This is a genomic window from Arthrobacter rhombi (assembly GCF_039526245.1).
Lineage (GTDB): Bacteria > Actinomycetota > Actinomycetes > Actinomycetales > Micrococcaceae > Arthrobacter_H > Arthrobacter_H rhombi.
The window spans coordinates 113,851-132,954 of sequence record NZ_BAAAIV010000003.1 but is presented as its reverse complement, the minus strand read 5'-3'; the positions used below and the strand labels follow the sequence as shown (position 1 = coordinate 132,954).

Sequence of the window (19,104 nt, the reverse complement as noted above, 5' to 3'; positions counted from 1 at the left end):
CCAGTGTAACGAGGCAGCGGCGCGGTGCCCCGGTCGCGTGACTGCCACCGGTCATAATGCGCGCCGGACCCCCTCGTCCCCAGGGATGATCCGCAACCCGCTGGCGCTGCATAGGATGGGCGCTACGAACCCTGCGCACCTGCCGCCGGGACGCGGATCCGGGGGAGAGCATGGGAGCCAGGACAACACGGCACGACGGCGGGGTGCCGGGGACGGCGTCCCTGGAATCATCGGGGGTGGTCGCCACCGGGCTGGCCAGGTCCTTCGGGACGGTGCACGCGGTCCAGGCCATCGATTTCACCGCGCGGCCCGGCGAGGTCACCGCGCTGATCGGTCCCAACGGATCCGGCAAGACGACTCTGCTGCTGATGCTCGCCTCGCTGCTGGCACCCGATGCGGGCATTGTCAGGATCTGCGGCATCGACCCGGTCTCCGATCCCCGCGGTGTCCGGGCCCGGCTGGGCTGGATGCCGGACACCCTCGGCGTCTGGGAGGAACTGACAGCCCACGAGATCCTGGCGATGATGGGTCGGTTGTACGGGGCGTCGAAGGCCGCTGCAGCGGCCCGTGCCGACGAACTCCTGGAGCTCGTGATGCTGGTTCCCTTCGCCTCACGCCCGGCCCGGGTGCTCTCCCGTGGACAACAGCAGCGCCTCTCGCTGGCCCGGGCGCTGGTCAACGACCCGCAGGTCCTGCTGCTCGACGAACCCGCCTCCGGGCTGGACCCGGGAGCGCGGATCGATCTGCGCAACCTGCTGCGCGACCTGGCGGACCGGGGCCGGACCGTGGTGGTCAGCTCCCACGTGTTGGCCGAACTCGACGAGATGGCCGACCGCGCCGTCTTCATTGCCGGTGGCCGCAGCGTGCGCGAACTGACAGTTGACGACGCCGGTGCCCGGCAGCGCCGGTATTCCATCCAGTCCACCGACCCGCAGGCCTTGGCCGCCGAGCTGGCCGCGGCCGGCGTGGAGACGGTCGTCGCCGATGGATACCGCCGCAAGCCCACGGTGGTGCGCCTGGATTCGGAGGCGGATGCTGCCGGGCTGTTGCGTCGGCTGGTGCTGGCCGGGGTGCCGGTCACCGCTTTTGGGCCCAGCGCCGGTGCGCTGGAGGAGTCGTATGTGAGCAGTCTTGAACCGGTCGAAGCGGATGAAGCAGGGGAAACGCGATGAGCACGATGACGGCCCCGCCCAGGCCCACCTTGGGTATCCTCGCCGGCGTCGGCACGGTCTTCCGGATGGAATCGCGGCAGCGCCTGCGGACCCGTGGCTGGTACATCCTGCTGGTCGTCTGGTTCGTGGTCATCGGCGCGGTGGCCGCCCTGGCCGCCTACGCCACCGGGGCCTGGGCGCCGGATTCCGGGGACTCCGGGTATGTGGCCGGTGGTTCCGGCGTCGGGCAGGTCATGTTCGAGCTGGTCATTGCGTTCGTGCTGTTCTTCGGGCTCCTGGTGGCCCCGGCACTGTCGGCCAACACCGTCAGCGGCGACCGGTCGTCCGGGACGCTGGCCGTGCTGCAGAACACCCTGCTGACGCCCGGTCAGATCCTGGCGGGGAAATGGCTGGCCGCGTGGGTCTCGTCGTTGGCGTTCCTGGTGGTTTCCCTGCCGATGGTGGTGTGGGCGGTGACGTTCGGGGACGTCTATCTTCCGGCGGTCCCCGTGTTCCTGTTGATGACCGCCGTCGAACTCGGTGTCGCCTGCGCCATCGGTGTCGGGGTCTCCGCCCGGGCCGGGCGTCCACTGTTCGCCGTTGTCTCCACGTACTTGTTGGTCGCCCTGCTGGCGTTGGGCACCGCCATCGCCTACGGATTGTCCTTCCAACTGGTGGAAGAGCAGGTGACGGTATCCGGGCAGGTCTGGCCGAATGAACCCTGGTCCAAAGTCCAGTACAACGACGCCGGAGAGGCAGTCGATGGGCATGGGAAGGTCATCGAGGACCAAGAGGCCTACCTGGCAGAGGTCCAGCGGGAAGAGGACGCGTACACCCAGGACCCGGAGGCGTACGTCTGTGGGCCGGAAACCTATCGGACCAGCGTCTTCCACACCGAACGGATCACCTGGTTGCTGGCGGCGAACCCGTTCGTCGTCATAGCCGACGCGGTGCCCGCCCGGGCGTCGACCACGGCGCAGGGCGACTCCGGCGTCATGCACTCCCTGAGCCAGGGAGTCCGCGAGTCACAGGCGGGCGTGCCCGGGCAGACACCCTGCCTGGACGGCCAGAAGCAGAAGGGACCAGTAGCTGCCGCTTCCGCCGCGCCCCTGTGGCCTGTGGGTGTGCTGGTGCAGCTCTGCTTGGCTGCCGTGGTGCTGTTCCTGGGGTGGCGGCGGCTGCGGACTCCCGTCAGGAAGCTCCCGCGGGGGACCCGGATCGCCTGAGGCCCCGGGCCCCAACGGGTGAAGACGCGTGGGCCACCCCTTCCCCCGAAGGGGGTGGTCCACGCGCGTCTAGTGGGTGCCGATGGTTCCGTCGGCGTCGCCGAGAACGGCGTGCAGGAAGTCCTTGGTGCGCTGGTGTCGGGGGCTGCTGAACATCACGTCGGGCGCGGCTTCCTCGACGATCTTGCCGCCGTCGAACATGAGCACCCGGTTGGAGACGTCGCGGGCGAACTGCATCTCATGGGTGACGATGAGCATCGTGATGTCGGTGGTTTCCGCGATGTTCCGCAGGATGGCCAAGACGTCACCGACGATCTCGGGGTCCAGGGCGCTGGTGACTTCGTCGAGCAGGAGGATTTCCGGGTCCATGGCCAGGGCGCGGGCGATGGCCACGCGCTGCTGTTGCCCGCCGGAGAGCGACGAGGGGTGGGCGTCGGCCTTGTCGGCGAGGCCGACCTTGTCGAGCAGTTGCCGGGCCTTGGCGCTGGCCTCGGCCTTCGACTGGCCCAACACGTGCACGGGGGCCTCGATGATGTTCTCCAACACCGACATGTTGGGGAAGAGGTTGAACTGCTGGAAGACCATCCCGATCCGTTGGCGGATGCGCTTCTGGTCCTTCTTGCTGCGCTCGATCCGCTTCCCGCCACGCTCTTCGTGGGTCAGCGGTTCGCCGCCGACGAAGATGTACCCGTCGGTCGCCTCCTCCAGGGTCATGACCAGGCGCAGGATGGTGGTCTTTCCGGATCCGGAAGGGCCGATGAGGGTCACCCGGTCGCCCTTTTCGACGCTGAAGTTCAGGTCGTGGAGCACCACGTTGTCCCCAAATGCCTTGTCGACATCGCGGAATTCGATCACGGGCGCCGTGGCGCCGCTTCTGCCCGTGGCCCGGGCGGCTGTTGACTCAGGTGTTGTAGGCAAGGCGCTTTTCCAATCTGCCAATGAGAAGTGAGGTCGGGTAGCTGGCCAGCAGGAAGATGACGCCCACCAGGGTCAGTGGCTCGATGTACCGGTAGGTGTTGCCGCCGTAGATCAAACCCGCGTTGACGAGCTCGACGACGCCGATGACCAGCAGGAACGGGGTGTCCTTGAACATCGGATCGCGTAGTTGCCCAGCGCCGGGATGGTGGCACGCAGGGCCTGCGGGATGATGACCGCGGTCCAGGTGCGTCGCGTTGACATCGACAAGGCGGTGGTGGCCTCCCACTGTCCGCGGGGGACTGCGTCGATACCGGCCCGGTACACCTCGGACATGTACGTGGAGTAGTGGATGCCGAAGACGATGACGCCCACGGTGATGGCGTCCAGGGACAGGAAGGCGTAGTACGCGAAGAGCAGCTGGATGATGATCGGGGTCATCCTGATGATGTTCGCGATCCATTTGACGGCCTCGGCGACCGGCCGCGGTGACAGGCGCAGGGCCATCGCGATGACCAGGCCCAGGATGGACGCGATGACGGTGCCGAGCGCCGTGACCAGCAGTGTCACCTTGAGGAACTGCGTCAGCAGCGTCGGCAGGACGTCTGCCGCAGTGCTCCAGTCCCAGTCGAGGCCGGCGGTGATCCCGATCATTGGATGCCTCCTGCTCGTGTTGTGGCCACCGGCGCGGGCGAGAGGATCCGCCGCAATGAGGTCCCCTGCCCCAGCTTGCTCTTGGCTTGGCGCTCGAGGAGGTTCATGGCGAGGGTGAGGGCCAGGGCGAAAAGGAAGTATCCCAGCATGCCCACGATGCCGTAGGTGAACAGCGTGCCCGAGACCCGTTTGACCTGGTCGAGTTGGAAGGTGAAATCGGCCAGCGTGATGTACCCGACGATGGCCGTGCCCTTCATCAAGTGGATCAGCAGGCTGGACAGCGAGGGGATCATCAGGGCCCAGGCCTGCGGGAAGATGATCCGGCGCATGCGCTGGACGGAACCCAGGCTCAGGGCGGTCGTGGCTTCCCACTGGCCGGTGGGTACCGACTGGATGGATCCCCGGACGACTTCGGCGGCGTAGGCACCGTAGTTCAGTCCCAGGGCCAGGACCCCGGCCACCATCGGGTGGAGATCGATCCCGAGGAGTGGCAGGACGAAGAAGAACCAGAAGATCTGGACGACCAGGGAGGTGCCGCGGAAGAACTCGATGATGATGCGTGCCGGGATGCGCCACCCCTTGGCGGGGCTGGCCGCCGCCAGGCCCAGGATGATGGCAAGGATGAAGGCGGCGATGGCACCGAGGATGGTCAGCTCGACGGTGACGCGGAGACCGTCGAGCAGACGCGGCATGGCCTCGCCCACGGCGGCGAATTTATCGTCCACGGGGGATGGACTCCTTCTCATGCAGGAGGGGAGGGGCTGCGAAAGTGCGACCGGCCAGATGGGCCGGCCGCACCAACGATGGGACTACTTCGTCCCGGGTGCTCCCTTGCAGAGTTCGGTGGTGGTCATGTCCTTCGGCGGGAGGTTCTCCGCAGTGAATCCGAACTTGCCGACGACGTCCAGGTAGGACTTCTCGGAATCGGTGACCTTGGCCAGGCCCTCGTTGTAGGCCTTGCGCAGTTCGTCATCGCCCTTCGCGAAGACCGTGGAACCGGCTCCGAGCTGCTTCACGCCGTCGATTTCCTGGACGAAGCCGTCGCCGACCGAAATGTTGGAGTCCGGGTTGTCCTTGGCCATGGTGGTCAGCGAGATCGCCGTCATGGCGAAGGCGTCGGCACGGCCGTTGTCGACGGTGTCCATGCCGGTCTGGGCGTCGGGGACGGACTGGACCTTCAGTCCCAGTGATTTCGCGTAACCGGCCTCGATGCCGCCGGCGAGCACGGCGAGCTTGATGTCTTCGCCGCCGTCCTCCTTCTTCTTGACCGAATCGAGGTCGGTGAGGCCCTTGGGGTTGTCCTTCTGCGTCATGAGGGCAGTGGTGTACATGATCTCAGGATCGGCGAAGTCGGCCTCGGCGCAGCGGTCCGGGAGGATCGACATGCCTGCGCTGACGGCGTCGAAGCGACCGGCCTTCAGGCCCGGGATCAACGAGTTCCAGTCGACGAGCTTGGTTTCGACATTGTCTATGCCCATGTCGCCGAAGATCTTCTTGGCCAGCGCGATGGTGGCACCGGTGGCCTCGCCCTTCTCCTCGTAGGAGTACGGCACCTCGCCGGCAATGGCCACGGTGATGGTCCCCTTGTCCTTGAGGGCCTGCAAGTGGCCCTCGCCGACTTGCGCGGATCCGGATCCCGCACCCGCATCCTCGGTGGTCGTGGTGCCGCCGCAACCGCTCAGGGCGAGCGAGAGCGAAGCGAGGACGGCGCCGGACGCCAGCAGTGACCGGCGGCGGAAGGTGCGGATCATGATGTACCCCTTTTCAGGTGACAGGTTCCGGACCGGCCGAACCTCCCCCAGGGCGGTGCGGCCGGCTTCGGGCGAACCCGATCGGATGGTGCAGAGTGATGTAAATCACGCTAGTCATGAAATGGTCAATTGACAATCCGATCTTCCGGACATCGGATTGTCGACAACCATGGAGATGGGCTCGGCTCGTTCGCTGGATTGGCGGGGTTTTCCCCTGCACGAATGGCCCGATGTCGTTGCTGACTTGCCAGCCGGGGGATCGTCACGATTAAGTTACGATCTATCGACAACGGACGGGGGCCAGGTTGAAGGCGCGTGATCCGGTCGTCCCACGTTTTCAGAATGGAGCCCGCATGCCCACGGCCCCGAGCATGGCCCGCGTCCAGCGTTCGTCGACCATCGACCTGATCACCGCCCAATTGCGCAACGCCATCTATGAGGGGCTCATCCTGCCTGGCGCCCAGCTCCATGAGGCGCTCGTTGCCGAACAACTCGGCGTCAGTCGCGGTTCCCTCCGCGAATCCGCGCAGCGGCTGGTCCAGGACGGTTTGCTGGTGACCCGCCAGGGTCAGGGGATGAGGGTGGCGGAGGTGGGCCTCGACGATCTGGCCTCCTTGTACGCCACCCGGCTCGTCATCGAGGGTGCGGCACTGCGTGCCGTGGCGGCATTGGATACCCGGAAGGACCGCGAACACCGGTTGGCAGGTGCCATGAAGCTGCTGGAACGCCTCGGGGGCATGGGGCGGCAGGAGGATCCCGCCGAGTCCCCCCGGGCGATCGGCAACACCGACCTGGAACTGCACTTCGAGGTCGTGCGGGCCGCCGGAAACCAGCGCCTGTGCGCGTACATGTCCACGCTGGTCATGGAAACCCGGCTGGCCAGCCTGGGGCACCCCGAAGGCTACGTGGTGCGCACAGATGTCCATGCAGTGCATCGGGAACGCCTGGATCTCATGCTGGCCGGGGACGGTGAAGCTGCTGTGGCCCAGCTGGAGGGGCACTTCGCCGATACCGTGGGCCGGTTGACCGGGCAGCCGCCCGGGCCCGTGGCCACCGCCGTCGTCGACATCTCAGAGGGCGACCAGCACTGGGGTCCGCTCGGTTCCTGACGTGGCGGGCGGCGGGCATCCAGGGGGTGACGGACCGCAGACGGAGTCCTAGGCTGAAGCCCATGCTGACGCCGAAGGAAGTCCTGACCCGCTATCTGCAGAACCAACGAGAGGCGTTGCTCTGGAAACTTGAGGGGCTGGATGAATACGATCTCCGCCGCCCGATGACCGGCACCGGAACCAACCTGTTGGGCCTGGTCAAGCATGTGGCCACCGTGGAGTACGGCTACTTTGGCGAGGTCTTCGGCCGGCCCGGAGCGGAGCCGCTGCCGTGGAACGAGGACGATGCGGAAGACAACGCCGACATGTTCGCCACCTCCGACCAGAGCGCCGAGTGGATCCTGGGCTTCTACCAGCGGGCCCGCCAGCACGCGGACGAGACGATCGCGGCACTCGAGCTGGAGGCTGAGGGTTTTGTGCCGTGGTGGGGGCCGGAGCGTGGTCACACGAACCTGCAGCACCTGCTGGTGCACATGATCGCCGAAACGGCCCGCCATGCCGGTCATGCAGACATCGTCCGTGAGGCGATCGACGGTTCGGCGGGCCTGTCGGCGGGCAACGCCAACTTGCCGCCGGCCGAGGCGGGCTACTGGAACGGCTACCGCAGTCGACTGCAGGAGATCGCCGAGCAGTTCAGGGGCTGACTAGGCGGGACCGTTGGGGTCAGGACATCACGCGGCGGCCCTCGAAGGCCCTCCCCAGGGTGACCTCGTCGGCATACTCGAGGTCCCCGCCGACGGGCAATCCGGAGGCCAGTCGGGAGATCTTGATGCCGATCGTGGAGAGCATGCGGGCCAAATAGGTGGCCGTTGCCTCGCCCTCCAGGTTCGGGTCGGTGGCGATGATGACCTCGGAGATCTTGTCGTCGTGCAGACGGCCCAGCAGTTCACGGATGTGCAACTGGTCGGGGCCGATGCCGGCGATGGGATTGATGGACCCGCCCAGCACGTGGTACTTGCCGCGGAAGGATCGGGTGCGCTCGACGGCCATGACGTCCTTGGACTCCTCGACCACACACAGGATGGTTTCATCCCGGCGGGGGTCCCGGCAGATGTTGCAGGTCTCGTCCTCGGTGACGTTGAAGCACACCGAGCAGAACTTCACCTTGTCCTTGACCGCGCGAATGGCATCGGCCAGCCGGTTCATGTCCTCGCGGTCGGCCTCCAGGATATGGAAGGCGATCCGCTGGGCGGACTTGGGGCCGATGCCGGGCAGCCGACCGAACTCGTCGATCAGCTCTTGGACTGCACCTTCGTACACGAAACCTCACACTGCAAAAGTTGGATGACGGCTCCGCGGGGAACCTAGATGACCGGGGTGCCGTCGTGGTTGCGCTCCTCGATCAGGCGGCCGTTGAGCAGGCGTTCGATCGCCGATCGGCCGACCACCCCGGATTCCTCGATGGAGATGTCATCATCGCTGGGAATGTCCTCAACGTACTTCGATTCTACGTCCGCAGGGCCACCGCGTGGTGCTGCCCCGCCGCGCGGCTGGGCGTCAGCCGGGGGGCCGGTGCGCTGCGCGTCCTTGACCTGCGCCTGGTTCAACAACTGCTGGTACCGGCTCATGGGCTTGCCGGGCGTCGGTTGTGGAGCTTCCCGGGGTGGTGCGGCCGGGGCGGACGCGGACGACGACGGAGCAACAGCTCCGGGGGCAGGCGCGGCGGCGCTGCCCGGGGCCGGGGCCGCGGGGGCGCCCGGAGCGGGCGCTGCGGGAGCCCCACCCGGTGCCGGGGCCGCTGGTGCTCCGCTGGGTGCCGGCGCCGCGGTTCGCAGGGGGGCCGGGGCCGCCCGCCGTGCCATCTCGGCAGGCTCCACAGGGGCGGGACCGGCCGGCCGCTGCCAGGTCTCGCCCTCCGGGTCGGTGCCGCCCCGCGTGGGTGCCGTCGGGACGGGCGTCGTGGCGGGTTCCGGGCTCGGTGGAGCATCCCAGGGTGCCACCGGCACCGTGTCGCTGCCCCAGTCATAGCCGCCGTCGTCTTCGGGCTCGGGGCCGAAATCCGTCGGCCCTTCCGCGGGCCCGGGGCCCGCCGAATCGCGGTTCGTCTGGGCCGGCGGGGTCGTGGCACGGCGTTGCCGCAGGGCAGCGGCCGGCCCCGTGGCGGTCGATCCGCCGGACCCGGGGCGGTCGGCAGCCGGTGGTGGTGCAGCAGCCGCGGCAGGGGACGGCCCAGGGGAGGTGCGCGGTGCCGTCGGCGCAGCAGCCTGGCTGCTGTCCGCCGGCGCGGACGTTGCCGGTGGTGCAGCGGCGGCTGAAGGTGACGCGGAAACAGGCGCGGCAGCCCCGCTGGGGCTGGTGCTGGGGCTGGGGCGTTCGGGGCGGGTATCCGGCACCGGGCCGGAGACCGGGCGCTGGGGCTCGACCTGGGCGCGGGGCTGCGCTACCGGACCGCGGGACGCCGGCGCTGGCCGGCGCTCAGCTTTTGGGCCCGAACCACCCGCCGGAGCGGAACCCCCGGCGGTAATGACGATCTCCGGGGTGAGCCCCAGGACCTTGTTGATGCTGCGCTGGAGCAGCTCGACGCTGTCCGGCTTGGCGGAGAAGGCCTTCATGGGGCCGGGGTTCGCGAACGCCACGGTCAGCGTGCGGCCGTCGTAGCCAGCCAAGGAGGCGTGCGGCTGGATGGTCAGCCAGACGAACTTCTTCTCTTCGCGCAGGGCGTCCATGATTTCCGGCCACGCCCGACGGAACATCTCGACGGTGCCGGCGGCACCTGCGTGTGCTGGTGCCGGAGTGCCGTCGTGGGGTGTTTCCCCAGGAGGAGCGGAGGGGGCAGCAGGCGCAACAGGTGCTGGTGGCTGCTCCTGGGCCGGAGCGGTGCGAACGTCCGGAGCCGAAGACTCGGCAGGGGTCACGGCAGGGGCCGCTGCGGGCGCCGGGGCCGCGCTGTCGGATGGCTGCGCCGGGCTGTCGTCGACGGGCCCCCAGGTTCCACCCCAGTCCGGTGATGGCTCGGGGGCTGCGCTCCGGGGTTCGGCCGGTGCAGGTGCCGCCTCCGGGGTCGGGGAACCAGTCGCCGGTCCGTCCGGCGACTTGGTAGCGGGACCGTCAGAGGTCCAGCGTTCGTCTCCGGTACCCGGTGTGGTGGGTTCGGCGTCGTCGGTGGCAGGTTCGGCCGGTTGGTTCGCGGCGGGTGCCACTTCGGGAGTCGCCTGGGGCGCCGGGTCCGGGGTGGGTTCCGGAGCCGGTTCCGCCAGGGGAGCAGCCGGGGGAACCGCTGCGGCGGCCGGCTGGTCCTTGCCGCGGGCGGCCCGCAGGGCCTCACGTACCGCGGCGGCCCCCTGGGGACCAGCAGCGGATTCGAAGCCCGTGGCAGCCGGGGAGGCGCCGCCGTCGTGCACTGGCAGGGGGGTTCCGGCGGTCTCGGGTGCCGTTGACCCGGCGGGCTGTCCCGTGGGGACCTCGGGGACGTCGCCGGCGTAGCTGAGGCGGCGCTCGATGCGGTCCACCCGGGCGTTGATGCCGCGTTCGGTGGTGTCCGAGGCGGGCAGCAGCAGCCGGGCGCAGAGCAGTTCCAGGTGCAGGCGCGGGCTGGTGGCGCCGGTCATCTCGGTCAGTGCCTGGTTGGTGACGTCGGCGCTGCGGCTGAGTTCGGCGTGGCCGAGCAGCGTGGCCTGCTGGTTCATGCGGTGCAGCTGGTCCTCGGGCAGGCCGCGGATGACCTGGGAGGCGCTCTCGGGCATCGCCTTGACGATGATCAGGTCGCGGAAGCGCTCGAGCAGGTCCTCGACGAAACGACGCGGATCGTGCCCGGTCTGGATGACCCGGTCCACCGCCGAGAAGACCGTGGCCGCGTCCTGGGCGGCCATGGCGTCGACGACGTCGTCCAGCAGGGAGGCGTGCGTGTAGCCGAGCAGCGAGACGGCGAGTCCGTAGTCCAGCCCCTCGGGGCCGGCGCCGGCCATGAGCTGGTCCAGCACCGAGAGCGAGTCGCGGACGGAGCCGCCGCCGGCGCGGATGACCAGCGAGAGCACGCCCGGGGCGACCTGCACGTTTTCCTGCGTGCAGAGCCGCTCGAGGTAGGCCATCAGCGGTTCGGGGGGGACGAGCCGGAACGGATAGTGGTGGGTGCGCGAGCGGATGGTCCCGATGACCTTGTCCGGTTCGGTGGTCGCGAAGATGAACTTGATGTGCTCCGGCGGTTCCTCGACGATCTTCAGCAGGGCGTTGAACCCGGCCGAGGTCACCATGTGGGCCTCATCGATGATGAAGATCTTGTAGCGGTCGCGGACCGGGGCGAAGGTGGCGCGTTCGCGCAGGTCGCGGGCGTCGTCGACGCCGCCGTGGGAGGCCGCGTCGATCTCGATGACATCCAGGGACCCCGAACCGCCGGTGGCCAGTTCGCGGCAGCTGTCGCATTCCCCGCACGGGGTGGCCGTGGGGCCCTGGGCGCAGTTCAGGCAACGGGCCAGGATGCGGGCGGAGGTGGTCTTGCCGCAGCCGCGCGGGCCGGAGAAGAGGTAGGCGTGGTTGACCCGGTTCTTCGACAGGGCCGCCATCAGGGGAGTGGTGACATGCTCCTGCCCGATCACGTCCGCGAAGGTGTCCGGACGATAGCGACGGTAAAGGGCTGTACTCACGCCCTGAAGCCTATCCGGTCGGCGGGGCTCATTGCATCCCTCCGGTGGGCGCGGGGAACCCGGTGAAGACCCACGGTTCGCGGGGTAGCCGTGCGGGGTCGAAAACCTCCAGCGCCCGGGCCAACGGGCCGCCGGGGAGGCCGACCGATTCCAACAGCACGGAGCGCACCTGCTCGACGCCGACGCCGTCGTGGCGCAGCTGGGCGAGGGTGACCGATCCGTCGCGTTTGGCCAGCCGTTTCCCGTCCGCGTTGAGCACCAGGGGCACGTGGGCGTACTGCGGGATCGCCGAGCCGGAGCCGGCGGCCGGAACTGTGCCCAGGCCGGCCAGCACGGTCGCCAGATGGGCCTGCCGCGGGGTAGAAGGCAACAGATCATCGCCGCGGACCACCTGGTCGATCCCCTGCAGGGCATCGTCGACGACGACTGCGAGGTTGTAGGCCGGAACCCCGTCGTTGCGCACCACGACGAAGTCATCCACCACGCCCGTGTAGTTGCCGTGCAGGACATCGGTGATGGTGAACCGGTCGACGTCGGTGCGCAGGCGCAGCGCGGCCGGGCGCTCGGCCCTCCGCCGGGTGCGTTCGGACCCGGTGAGGTTCCTGCAGGTCCCCGGGTAGGCGCCGGGGGCCGCATGCGGTGCTGAAGGGGCCTCGGCGATGTCGCGGCGGGTGCAGAAGCACTCATAGAGCAGTCCGGCCTCCTGCAGGGCGGCGATCGCCGCTCGGAAGCCCTCGGCGCGCTCGGTCTGGCGCACCACCGGGCCTTCCCAGTCCAGGCCGATGGCCCGCAGATCGGCCAACTGGACGGCTTCGGCGCCGGCACGGGCTCGGTCCAGGTCCTCGACCCGCACCAGGAAGTCGCGCTGTGTGGAACGGGCGAAGAGCCAAGCCAACAGGGCGGTGCGCAGATTGCCCAGATGCAGCTCCCCGGACGGGCTGGGGGCGTAGCGTCCGGCGCCCATGGTGGCCTCCTGGCAAGTGGTGGTCGGTGGTGCTCCGGCCGTGTCCGGGAGCCGTCCCAGATTACGCCACCGCGGCCGGGGGCCGCTGGGCGGTGGGGCCTTGTGGTGGTGCGGCGTAGATGGCAGGATCTGCGCCAGAAAGGCGGGCGCCGCATGGAACGTGTATCAGGTATCGGCGGGTTCTTCTTCCGCGCGGAGGACCCGGAGGGCTTGGCCACATGGTACGAAACGATGCTGGGTGTGGACCGGGTGCCGCAGTCCATGGAGGACCAGCCATGGGTGCAGGAGGCCGGGACGACGGCCTTTGCCCCGATGGGCCGGGAGACGACCATGTGGGGAGACACATCGCGCTCCTGGTCGATCAACTTCAGGGTCGGTGATCTGACGGCGATGGTCGCCCAGCTGCGCTCGGCCGGCGTCGAGGTCGAGGTCGACCCCGAAAAATATCCGATGGGCAGATTCGCCAGCCTGGCGGACCCCGAAGGAAACATGGTCCAGCTGTGGGAGCCCGCTGTCCGGACAAAGTAAAGACCCCTCATGCACCTGCCAGAGCCCACCTACCCTTGCTACCTTCCGGTCCTGGGGGAGTTCGGCGGGATGACACCACATGAGGGGCCGACAAATAGTGTACCTGAAATCGGGGTGGGGCCAGTCCGCTGCTACTTCTGCTCCGCGCGGTCGTGCTTGACTCCCTCCGCCACGGATTGGGTCTCGGGGGAGTAGGCGTAGAGCTTGCCGTCGGCGAGGGAAACCCACCATTTGCCACACAGGTGCGTGGTCTTGTCCTGTTGTCCTGCTGGCCACCAGTCGGCCTCCAGAAGTGGTGTCGTGTATTGGTCTGCTCCCTGGTGGGCCGCTTCCGATGTGCTCGTTCCTTCGGCGACGAGTCCGCGTTCGATCTCGGAGGCGGTCGGCTTCCCGGGGCCTTTCAACGCGACGCAGGCTCCGGGCGCCTTGCTTGCGGAAACGTCCATGACCATGAGTCGCTCGTGGCCGGTGGTGCGCTGTTCCTCTTTGATGTTCGTGGCACCCTTCGGGGTCCATGCGGGGAGGACCTGATGGGCATTGGAGTCCTTCAGGTCCTTGAATTCGTAGCTCTGCGACTTGTCGTATTCGGGTCCGGTGGGCAGGGCGATTGCGCTGCATCCGGTGGCGCCCAGGAGGACGGCTCCTAGTCCGACGGTGGCAGTGATCATTCGGGTGCGGGGAGTCAAGGTCGTCTTCATGGTTTCCACGCTACGGAGCAGCCCCCGGGGAGGGGATCGGTCCACGGTCCCGTTCTGCCGTGCCCATGATCAGTCCCGGGGATGACACAACGTTGGTTCCACAGGCTGAGGCGGTCCTGACCTCGATTCGGCCTGCGGCAATTCTTCCGGTAGGCTGGACCCTGCTCTTATGGGCAAATGGAGGATTCGCCTAGCGGCCTATGGCGCACGCCTGGAACGCGTGTTGGGTTCACGCCCTCGGGGGTTCAAATCCCCCATCCTCCGCGGATACAAAAGCGGCTCTGACATGGAACGATGTCGGAGCCGCTTTTGTTTTGCCCATCGCTTTCGCCGACCACGCCATGCCTGGCTGTGGAACAACCTCTGGTCAGAAACTGCCTCTTGCCGGCTGAAGAACAGTCCCGCTCGCCCGGCGCCATGGGACGAGGGCCCCTGATGAAGAGTCCGCTAGGGCCGGTGCGCGCCCGGATGATCGGGTCCTTTGTGCCGCAGGCGGAGCATCGTCATTCCAGTCGTCGAGCCAACCAGCACCCCCATCAAGGCCCAAAGAAGCCAGGGGTTGACGACGGCATCGCCCGAAACCAGTGGGGGTAGCAACAAGATCAGTAGGGATGCAGAAAGGGCCGTCACGACGATCGAGGCAACCAACAACCTGTTCTGATTCACCATGGTCACGTGAAGCTACCTTCCCTGGCCGTCACGGCTGCGCCGCCGAATGCTGCGCGTGCGCCGGTGTGTGCGCTAGCCGACGAGAACGCCTGTGCCACCGAGGGCGCTGTGTGGTCTTTGCCATCGTCCGTCCCTGATCGTGAAGGAAATCTTCCGATATTCGACGCTACTTGCGACCAGCGAGGGTCTCAAGGCACACGAAAACATTAAGCACAGAAGACCCTGACAAGCTGCGATGTCAGATCCGCTAGGGTTTCCCCCCATCGCCCCTGTCTGCTTGAGCGCATTGTGCCTAGCATGGGCAGTGGGTCCGTTGTCGGCCCGGTGGCGGACCGCCAACCGGAGGGGAGCCCACCATGTCCGCGTCGTCCACCCAGACACCAGCCCGCAATGTCGCCCAGCAGCTGATTGCCTCGCATCTGGTCGAGGGGGAGATGGGTCCCGGCACCGAGATCGGCATCTCCATCGACCAGACGTTGACCCAGGACGCCACGGGCACCATGGTGATGCTGGAACTCGAAGCCATGGGGCTTGAACGGGTGAAAACCGAACTGTCGGCCCAGTACGTCGACCACAACCTGCTGCAGACCGATGAGAAGAACCCCGAGGATCATCTGTTCCTGCAATCCGCCGCCCAACGGTTCGGCCTCTGGTACTCCAAGGCGGGCAACGGGGTGTCTCACCCGGTCCACCAATCACGGTTTGGCAAGCCCGGGGCAACCATGGTCGGTTCCGATTCGCACACCTGTGCCGCCGGGGCGATCGGCATGTTGGCCGTCGGCGTTGGCGGCCTCGAGGTGGCGATGGCGATGGCAGGGAAGCCGCTGTATGTCACCATGCCGGAGATCTGGGGCGTCGAACTCACCGGCACGTTGCCGGACTGGGTGTCCGCGAAGGATGTGATCCTGGAGATGCTGCGCCGGCACGGGGTGAAGGGCGGAGTGGGGCGGATCATCGAGTACCACGGCCCCGGCTTGGAGGGGCTGACGGCGATGGACCGCCACGTCATCGCGAACATGGGGGCCGAACTGGGCGCCACCACCACCGTTTTCCCCGCCGATGCGGCCGTGCGGGACTTCCTCGAGGCGGTGGGGCGCCCGGATGACTTCACGGAGCTGGTCGCCGACGCGGGAGCAACGTATGACGTCACCGATTCCATCGACCTCTCGACCCTCGAACCGCTCATCGCCAAGCCGTCCTCGCCGGGCAACGTGGTGACCGTGGCCGAAGCCGCGGGAGAAGACGTCTTCCAAGTGGTTGTCGGCTCCTCCGCTAACCCCGGCCTGCGCGACTTCGCCGTCTTCGCCGCCATCCTCGCCGGACGCCAGGCCCACCCGCAGGTCTCCGTCGATGTGAATCCCACCTCGCGTGAGGTCCTCGCGGACCTCATCGCCGGCGGGTGGCTGACCCAGCTGGTCGGATCCGGCGCGCGCATCCACCAATCGGGCTGCATGGGTTGCATCGGCATGGGGCAGGCGCCCGCGACGGGTCGCAACAGCCTGCGGACGATGCCCCGGAACTTCCCCGGCCGTTCCGGGACCGAGGAGGATGCCGTCTGGTTGTGTTCCCCGGAGACGGCCGCCGCCGCGGCCCTGACCGGCAAGATCACCGACCCGCGCGAGCTCGGCCGGGATCTGGGGCTGGACTACCCGCACCCTGATCTTCCGGCCACGTTCAGCCAGAACACCGACATGCTCCAACCACCGCTGGACCCGGAGGACGCAGCCGCCGTCGAACTGGTGAAGGGATCGAACATCTCGTCCCTGCCGGAGTTCGATGCGATCGCCGACGACCTCGATCTGCCGATCCTGCTCCAGATGGGCGACAACGTCTCCACCGACGAGATCATGCCGGCCGGCTCCCGGGTGCTGCCCTTCCGCAGCAACATTCCCAAGATCGCCGAGTTCAGCTTCACCCGCATCGACGCGGATTATCCCGACCATGCGCGGGAAGCCGAGGGCGGGCACGCCGTTGTGGCGGGGGAGAACTACGGGCAGGGGTCGTCTCGCGAACATGCGGTCATCGCGCCGCGCTACCTCGGCCTGCGCGTCGTGGTCGCGAAGTCCTTCGCCCGCATCCACTGGCAGAACCTGGCCAACTTCGGCATCCTCGCACTGGAGTTCAGCGACCCCGCCGACTACGACGACGGTGCCCCGGGTGGGCGGCTGGTCATCAAGGGACTGCATGGACAGCTCACGGCGGGGAAGGACGTGCAGGCGACGCTCGGCGGCCGGGACGTCACGCTGCGGCACAAGCTCTCGGACCGGCAGGTCGCGATGGTCCTGGCGGGCGGACGGATTCCCGCGGCCGCCGCCAACTGACGGACCTCCTACCGCTCAGTAGGAAAGGGGGTGGCGGGCTCCCGGACAACACCCATAGAGTGTGATCCAAGCCACCCCTGGTCGAGGCGATCGTCCAGGCGGGGATTCTGCGCGGAAGGAACATCACCATGACTGCAGCGACCATGTCAGTGGGACGTGAGAGCACTGTCGGCTCTGTCCTACGCCGGTCCGTTTCGCGCAACGGGCGGGTGACGGCCATCCGGTTCGAGGACCGGGAGTGGACCTACGCCGGGTTGGAGGAGGCCGTCCATCGGGTGGCCCGCCGACTGCTGTCGCATGGTCTCGCCGCCGGAGACCGCGTCGCCGCGTATGGCGCCAACTCGGATGCCTACGCCATCCTGTATCTGGCCTGCGCCGAGGCCGGGCTGGTCCATGTCCCGGTGAATTTCGCGCTCAAGGGCGATGAGCTCGCCTACATCCTCGAGGACTCCGGTGCCGGGCTGGTCGTGGCCGACCCGGCCATGCAACCGCTGGTCGACCAGATTCGTGCCGCCGGCAAGGCCGCGCAGGTCACGGACGTCTGGCTGATGCTGCCTGGCGGCGGGGACGGACAGCAATCCGTGCTGGAGACTGCGCAGGACGCGTCGGCCGAGGCCGCTACGCCGGAAGCCGTCGTAACGGGAGGTGACCTCCTCCAGCTGCTCTACACCTCGGGCACCACCTCGGCTCCGAAGGGAGCCATGATGACCCACGCGGCGCTGGTGGCGGAGTACGTCTCCAGCGTCATCGCCTTGGACTTCACTGCGGACGACCGCCCCCTGGTCGCCATGCCGCTCTACCACTCGGCGGCAATGCACGTTTTCCTGTTGCCCTATCTATCGCTGGGTGCCACCGTGCGGCTGATTGCCCGCCCGGACATCGCAGAAATCCTGCGACGGGTGGAGGAAGAACACATTGGCTCGTTGTTCCTTGCGCCCACCGTCTGGGTTCCGCTGAGCAACCATCCGGCCATGGAAAGCCGCGATCTCTCCTCGCTGGCCAAGGCCCAATACGGTGCCTCCATCATGCCGGTGACCGTGTTGCAGCGGTTGCGCTCGCGCTACCCGTCGATCGGCTTCTACAACTGCTTCGGGCAGTCCGAACTCGGTCCGCTGTGTACCGTGCTGCGCCCCGAAGCACATGAGGCACGTCCCGCCTCCTGCGGCCTGCCGGTCTACAACGTCGAAGCGCGCGTGGTCACCGCCGAAGGCACCATCGCCGCGCCCGGCGAGCCGGGGGAGATCCAGTACCGTTCACCCCAGCTGATGACCGGCTACTGGAACAAGCCGGACGCCACCGCCGATGCCTTCTCCGACGGATGGTTCCGCTCGGGCGACCAGGTCACCCGAGATGCGCAGGGCTACATCCAGGTCGTCGACCGGATCAAGGATGTCATCAACACCGGCGGCATCCTTATGGCTCCACGCGAGGTGGAGGACTGCATCTACGAACTCCCCGGCGTCGCCGAGGTCGCGGTCGTGGGCATTCCCGACGAACGCTGGATCGAAGCGGTCACCGCCGTGGTTGTCCTCAAGGAAGGGGCCTCCCTGACCGCCGAAGGGGTGCGGGCGCACGTCAAATCACGAATCGCCGATTACAAGGTGCCCAAGCGGGTGGACTTCGTCGCGGAGCTGCCGCGCAACCAATCGGGAAAGTTGCTCAAGCGCGAGCTGCGGGCCGAACGAACCGGCGGTGGGGAATGAGTGTGGAAACAGATGCCACCCCGACGGTGGTCCGCACCGAACGACGCCCCGGCGTCGTCCGAATCGTCCTGGACCGGGTGGAGGGGGGCAACGCCCTGAACCTGCAGATGGCGCGAGATGCGTTGGCTGCGCTCCGTGCGGCCGAGGCGGACCCAGACGTGCACGTGTTGACGTTGACCGGGACCGGAAGGTTCTTCTGCGGCGGCGGGGACGTCGCGAACATGGCCAGCCACCCGCAGGATCGCCGGCCGGCCTTTCTTGCCTCGCTGGCCGGAGCCGCCCACGAGCTGGCCTGGGCCATGGTCACGAGTCGGCTGCTGGTGATTGCCGGTGTCAACGGTACCGCTGCCGGGGCCGGGCTGGGGTTGATACTCAACGCCGACTGGGTGTTGGTTTCCGAGGAGGCCTCGCTGCTGGCTGCCTATTCAAATCTCGGATTGTCGCCGGATACCGGGGTGTCCTACCTGCTACCCCGTCTGGTTGGGCATCAACGAGCCATTGACCTGACCCTGGGGCGACGCCGGCTTTCCGGCAATGAAGCGGTGGAGTGGGGGCTGGCCAATGCGTCCGCCCCGGCGCAGGTGTTCGACGCCGAACTGGCCGTGGCGGAAGATGGCTTCCTCCAAGGCGCAGTCCAGGCCCTGGCGCCCACCAAGCAGCTGCTCCGCGCGGGAATGGTGGAGAGGTACCAAGACCACCTGCGCGCCGAAGCCGAGAGCATCTCCACGCTGTCCGGACACCCCGATTCGGTGCGGCGCGTGGACCGGTTCGCCGGGCGCTGAACGCCGCCGGGCCACTCGTTCCGTGGCTAGACTGGCCGTGACCGCATCCCGGC

16 protein-coding genes, 1 tRNA gene, 1 other RNA gene and 1 pseudogene are annotated in these 19,104 nt (G+C 67.8%); 9 read left to right on the top strand and 10 right to left on the bottom strand.

The genetic code is table 11. The annotated features are described in order from the left end of the window. Window positions 1-170 precede the first annotated feature (170 nt). Together ABD088_RS01620 and ABD088_RS01615 are read left to right on the top strand one after the other, a co-directional pair. Window positions 171-1,172 (top strand): ABC transporter ATP-binding protein, encoded by a 1,002-nt coding sequence (locus ABD088_RS01620; protein ID WP_343899637.1) that lies wholly within the window; start codon window positions 171-173, stop codon window positions 1,170-1,172. Beyond that, the gene (locus tag ABD088_RS01615; protein ID WP_343899636.1) at window positions 1,169-2,377 is read left to right on the top strand and encodes an ABC transporter permease; all 1,209 of its coding nucleotides are present in this window, start codon (window positions 1,169-1,171) and stop codon (window positions 2,375-2,377) included. Before ABD088_RS01620 ends, ABD088_RS01615 begins: the two co-directional genes overlap by 4 nt. A 69-nt stretch (window positions 2,378-2,446) precedes the next feature. Here ABD088_RS01615 and ehuA read toward each other — a convergent pair whose 3' ends face one another. The 4 genes and pseudogenes from ehuA to ABD088_RS01595 form a co-directional block, all read right to left on the bottom strand. Further along, window positions 2,447-3,295 carry an ectoine/hydroxyectoine ABC transporter ATP-binding protein EhuA gene (ehuA, locus tag ABD088_RS01610; protein WP_343899635.1) on the bottom strand — a complete coding sequence of 283 codons (849 nt, stop codon included), beginning with the start codon at window positions 3,293-3,295 and terminating at the stop codon, window positions 2,447-2,449. Continuing rightward, window positions 3,279-3,946 (bottom strand): annotated as a pseudogene (gene ehuD / locus ABD088_RS01605) (ectoine/hydroxyectoine ABC transporter permease subunit EhuD). Before ehuD ends, ehuA begins: the two are co-directional and overlap by 17 nt. Continuing rightward, the gene (ehuC, locus tag ABD088_RS01600; protein ID WP_343899634.1) at window positions 3,943-4,671 is read right to left on the bottom strand and encodes an ectoine/hydroxyectoine ABC transporter permease subunit EhuC; all 729 of its coding nucleotides are present in this window, start codon (window positions 4,669-4,671) and stop codon (window positions 3,943-3,945) included. Before ehuC ends, ehuD begins: the two are co-directional and overlap by 4 nt. Before the next feature lie 84 nt (window positions 4,672-4,755). Beyond that, window positions 4,756-5,697, bottom strand: a complete 942-nt coding sequence (locus tag ABD088_RS01595) for a transporter substrate-binding domain-containing protein (RefSeq protein ID WP_343899633.1) — start codon at window positions 5,695-5,697, stop codon at window positions 4,756-4,758. A gap of 353 nt (window positions 5,698-6,050) precedes the next feature. Here ABD088_RS01595 and ABD088_RS01590 point away from each other — a divergent pair, with 353 nt between their 5' ends. Together ABD088_RS01590 and ABD088_RS01585 are read left to right on the top strand one after the other, a co-directional pair. Beyond that, window positions 6,051-6,806: a GntR family transcriptional regulator gene (locus tag ABD088_RS01590; RefSeq protein ID WP_343899631.1), complete on the top strand. Its 756-nt coding sequence runs from the start codon at window positions 6,051-6,053 to the stop codon at window positions 6,804-6,806. Between the two features lie 62 nt (window positions 6,807-6,868). After that, entirely contained in the window at window positions 6,869-7,450 is a 582-nt protein-coding gene (locus ABD088_RS01585; RefSeq protein ID WP_343899629.1) for a DinB family protein, read from the top strand. Between the two features lie 19 nt (window positions 7,451-7,469). On the opposite strand, the gene recR is transcribed toward ABD088_RS01585, so the two are convergent. Genes recR through gluQRS form a run of 3 tightly spaced genes read right to left on the bottom strand, consistent with a single transcriptional unit; the run spans window position 7,470 to window position 12,350 of the window. Next, complete coding sequence (gene recR, locus ABD088_RS01580) at window positions 7,470-8,066, bottom strand: recombination mediator RecR (RefSeq protein ID WP_343899628.1); 597 nt, start codon at window positions 8,064-8,066, stop codon at window positions 7,470-7,472. 44 nt (window positions 8,067-8,110) lie between these two features. Continuing rightward, entirely contained in the window at window positions 8,111-11,386 is a 3,276-nt protein-coding gene (locus tag ABD088_RS01575; RefSeq protein WP_343899627.1) for a DNA polymerase III subunit gamma and tau, read from the bottom strand. 28 nt (window positions 11,387-11,414) lie between these two features. Next, window positions 11,415-12,350: a tRNA glutamyl-Q(34) synthetase GluQRS gene (gene gluQRS, locus ABD088_RS01570; RefSeq protein ID WP_343899625.1), complete on the bottom strand. Its 936-nt coding sequence runs from the start codon at window positions 12,348-12,350 to the stop codon at window positions 11,415-11,417. A gap of 153 nt (window positions 12,351-12,503) precedes the next feature. On the opposite strand from gluQRS, the gene ABD088_RS01565 reads away from it, so the two are divergent. After that, entirely contained in the window at window positions 12,504-12,878 is a 375-nt protein-coding gene (locus ABD088_RS01565) for a VOC family protein (protein ID WP_343899623.1), read from the top strand. On the opposite strand, the gene ffs is transcribed toward ABD088_RS01565, so the two are convergent. Both ffs and ABD088_RS01555 read right to left on the bottom strand, forming a co-directional pair. Further along, an RNA gene (ffs, locus tag ABD088_RS01560) (signal recognition particle sRNA small type) lies at window positions 12,874-12,970 on the bottom strand. The two genes, ABD088_RS01565 and ffs, sit on opposite strands and share 5 nt — an antisense overlap. 39 nt (window positions 12,971-13,009) lie before the next feature. Next, on the bottom strand, window positions 13,010-13,576 hold the full coding sequence (locus ABD088_RS01555; RefSeq protein ID WP_343899622.1) for a hypothetical protein: 567 nt from the start codon (window positions 13,574-13,576) through the stop codon (window positions 13,010-13,012). Between the two features lie 179 nt (window positions 13,577-13,755). Between ABD088_RS01555 and ABD088_RS01550 the strand changes: the two genes are divergently transcribed. Beyond that, a tRNA-Ser gene (locus ABD088_RS01550) sits at window positions 13,756-13,840 on the top strand. 183 nt (window positions 13,841-14,023) lie between these two features. Here the strand turns inward: ABD088_RS01550 and ABD088_RS01545 are convergent. Continuing rightward, complete coding sequence (locus tag ABD088_RS01545) at window positions 14,024-14,251, bottom strand: hypothetical protein (RefSeq protein ID WP_343899621.1); 228 nt, start codon at window positions 14,249-14,251, stop codon at window positions 14,024-14,026. A 350-nt stretch (window positions 14,252-14,601) separates the two neighbouring features. On the opposite strand from ABD088_RS01545, the gene ABD088_RS01540 reads away from it, so the two are divergent. The 3 genes from ABD088_RS01540 (at window position 14,602) to ABD088_RS01530 (ending at window position 19,051) form a co-directional block, all read left to right on the top strand. After that, on the top strand, window positions 14,602-16,566 hold the full coding sequence (locus ABD088_RS01540) for an aconitate hydratase (protein WP_343899620.1): 1,965 nt from the start codon (window positions 14,602-14,604) through the stop codon (window positions 16,564-16,566). 128 nt (window positions 16,567-16,694) lie between these two features. Beyond that, window positions 16,695-18,269 (top strand): fatty acyl-CoA synthetase, encoded by a 1,575-nt coding sequence (locus ABD088_RS01535; protein ID WP_343899619.1) that lies wholly within the window; start codon window positions 16,695-16,697, stop codon window positions 18,267-18,269. 2 nt (window positions 18,270-18,271) lie between these two features. Next, the gene (locus tag ABD088_RS01530; protein ID WP_372710748.1) at window positions 18,272-19,051 is read left to right on the top strand and encodes an enoyl-CoA hydratase/isomerase family protein; all 780 of its coding nucleotides are present in this window, start codon (window positions 18,272-18,274) and stop codon (window positions 19,049-19,051) included. Window positions 19,052-19,104: the final 53 nt, after the last annotated feature.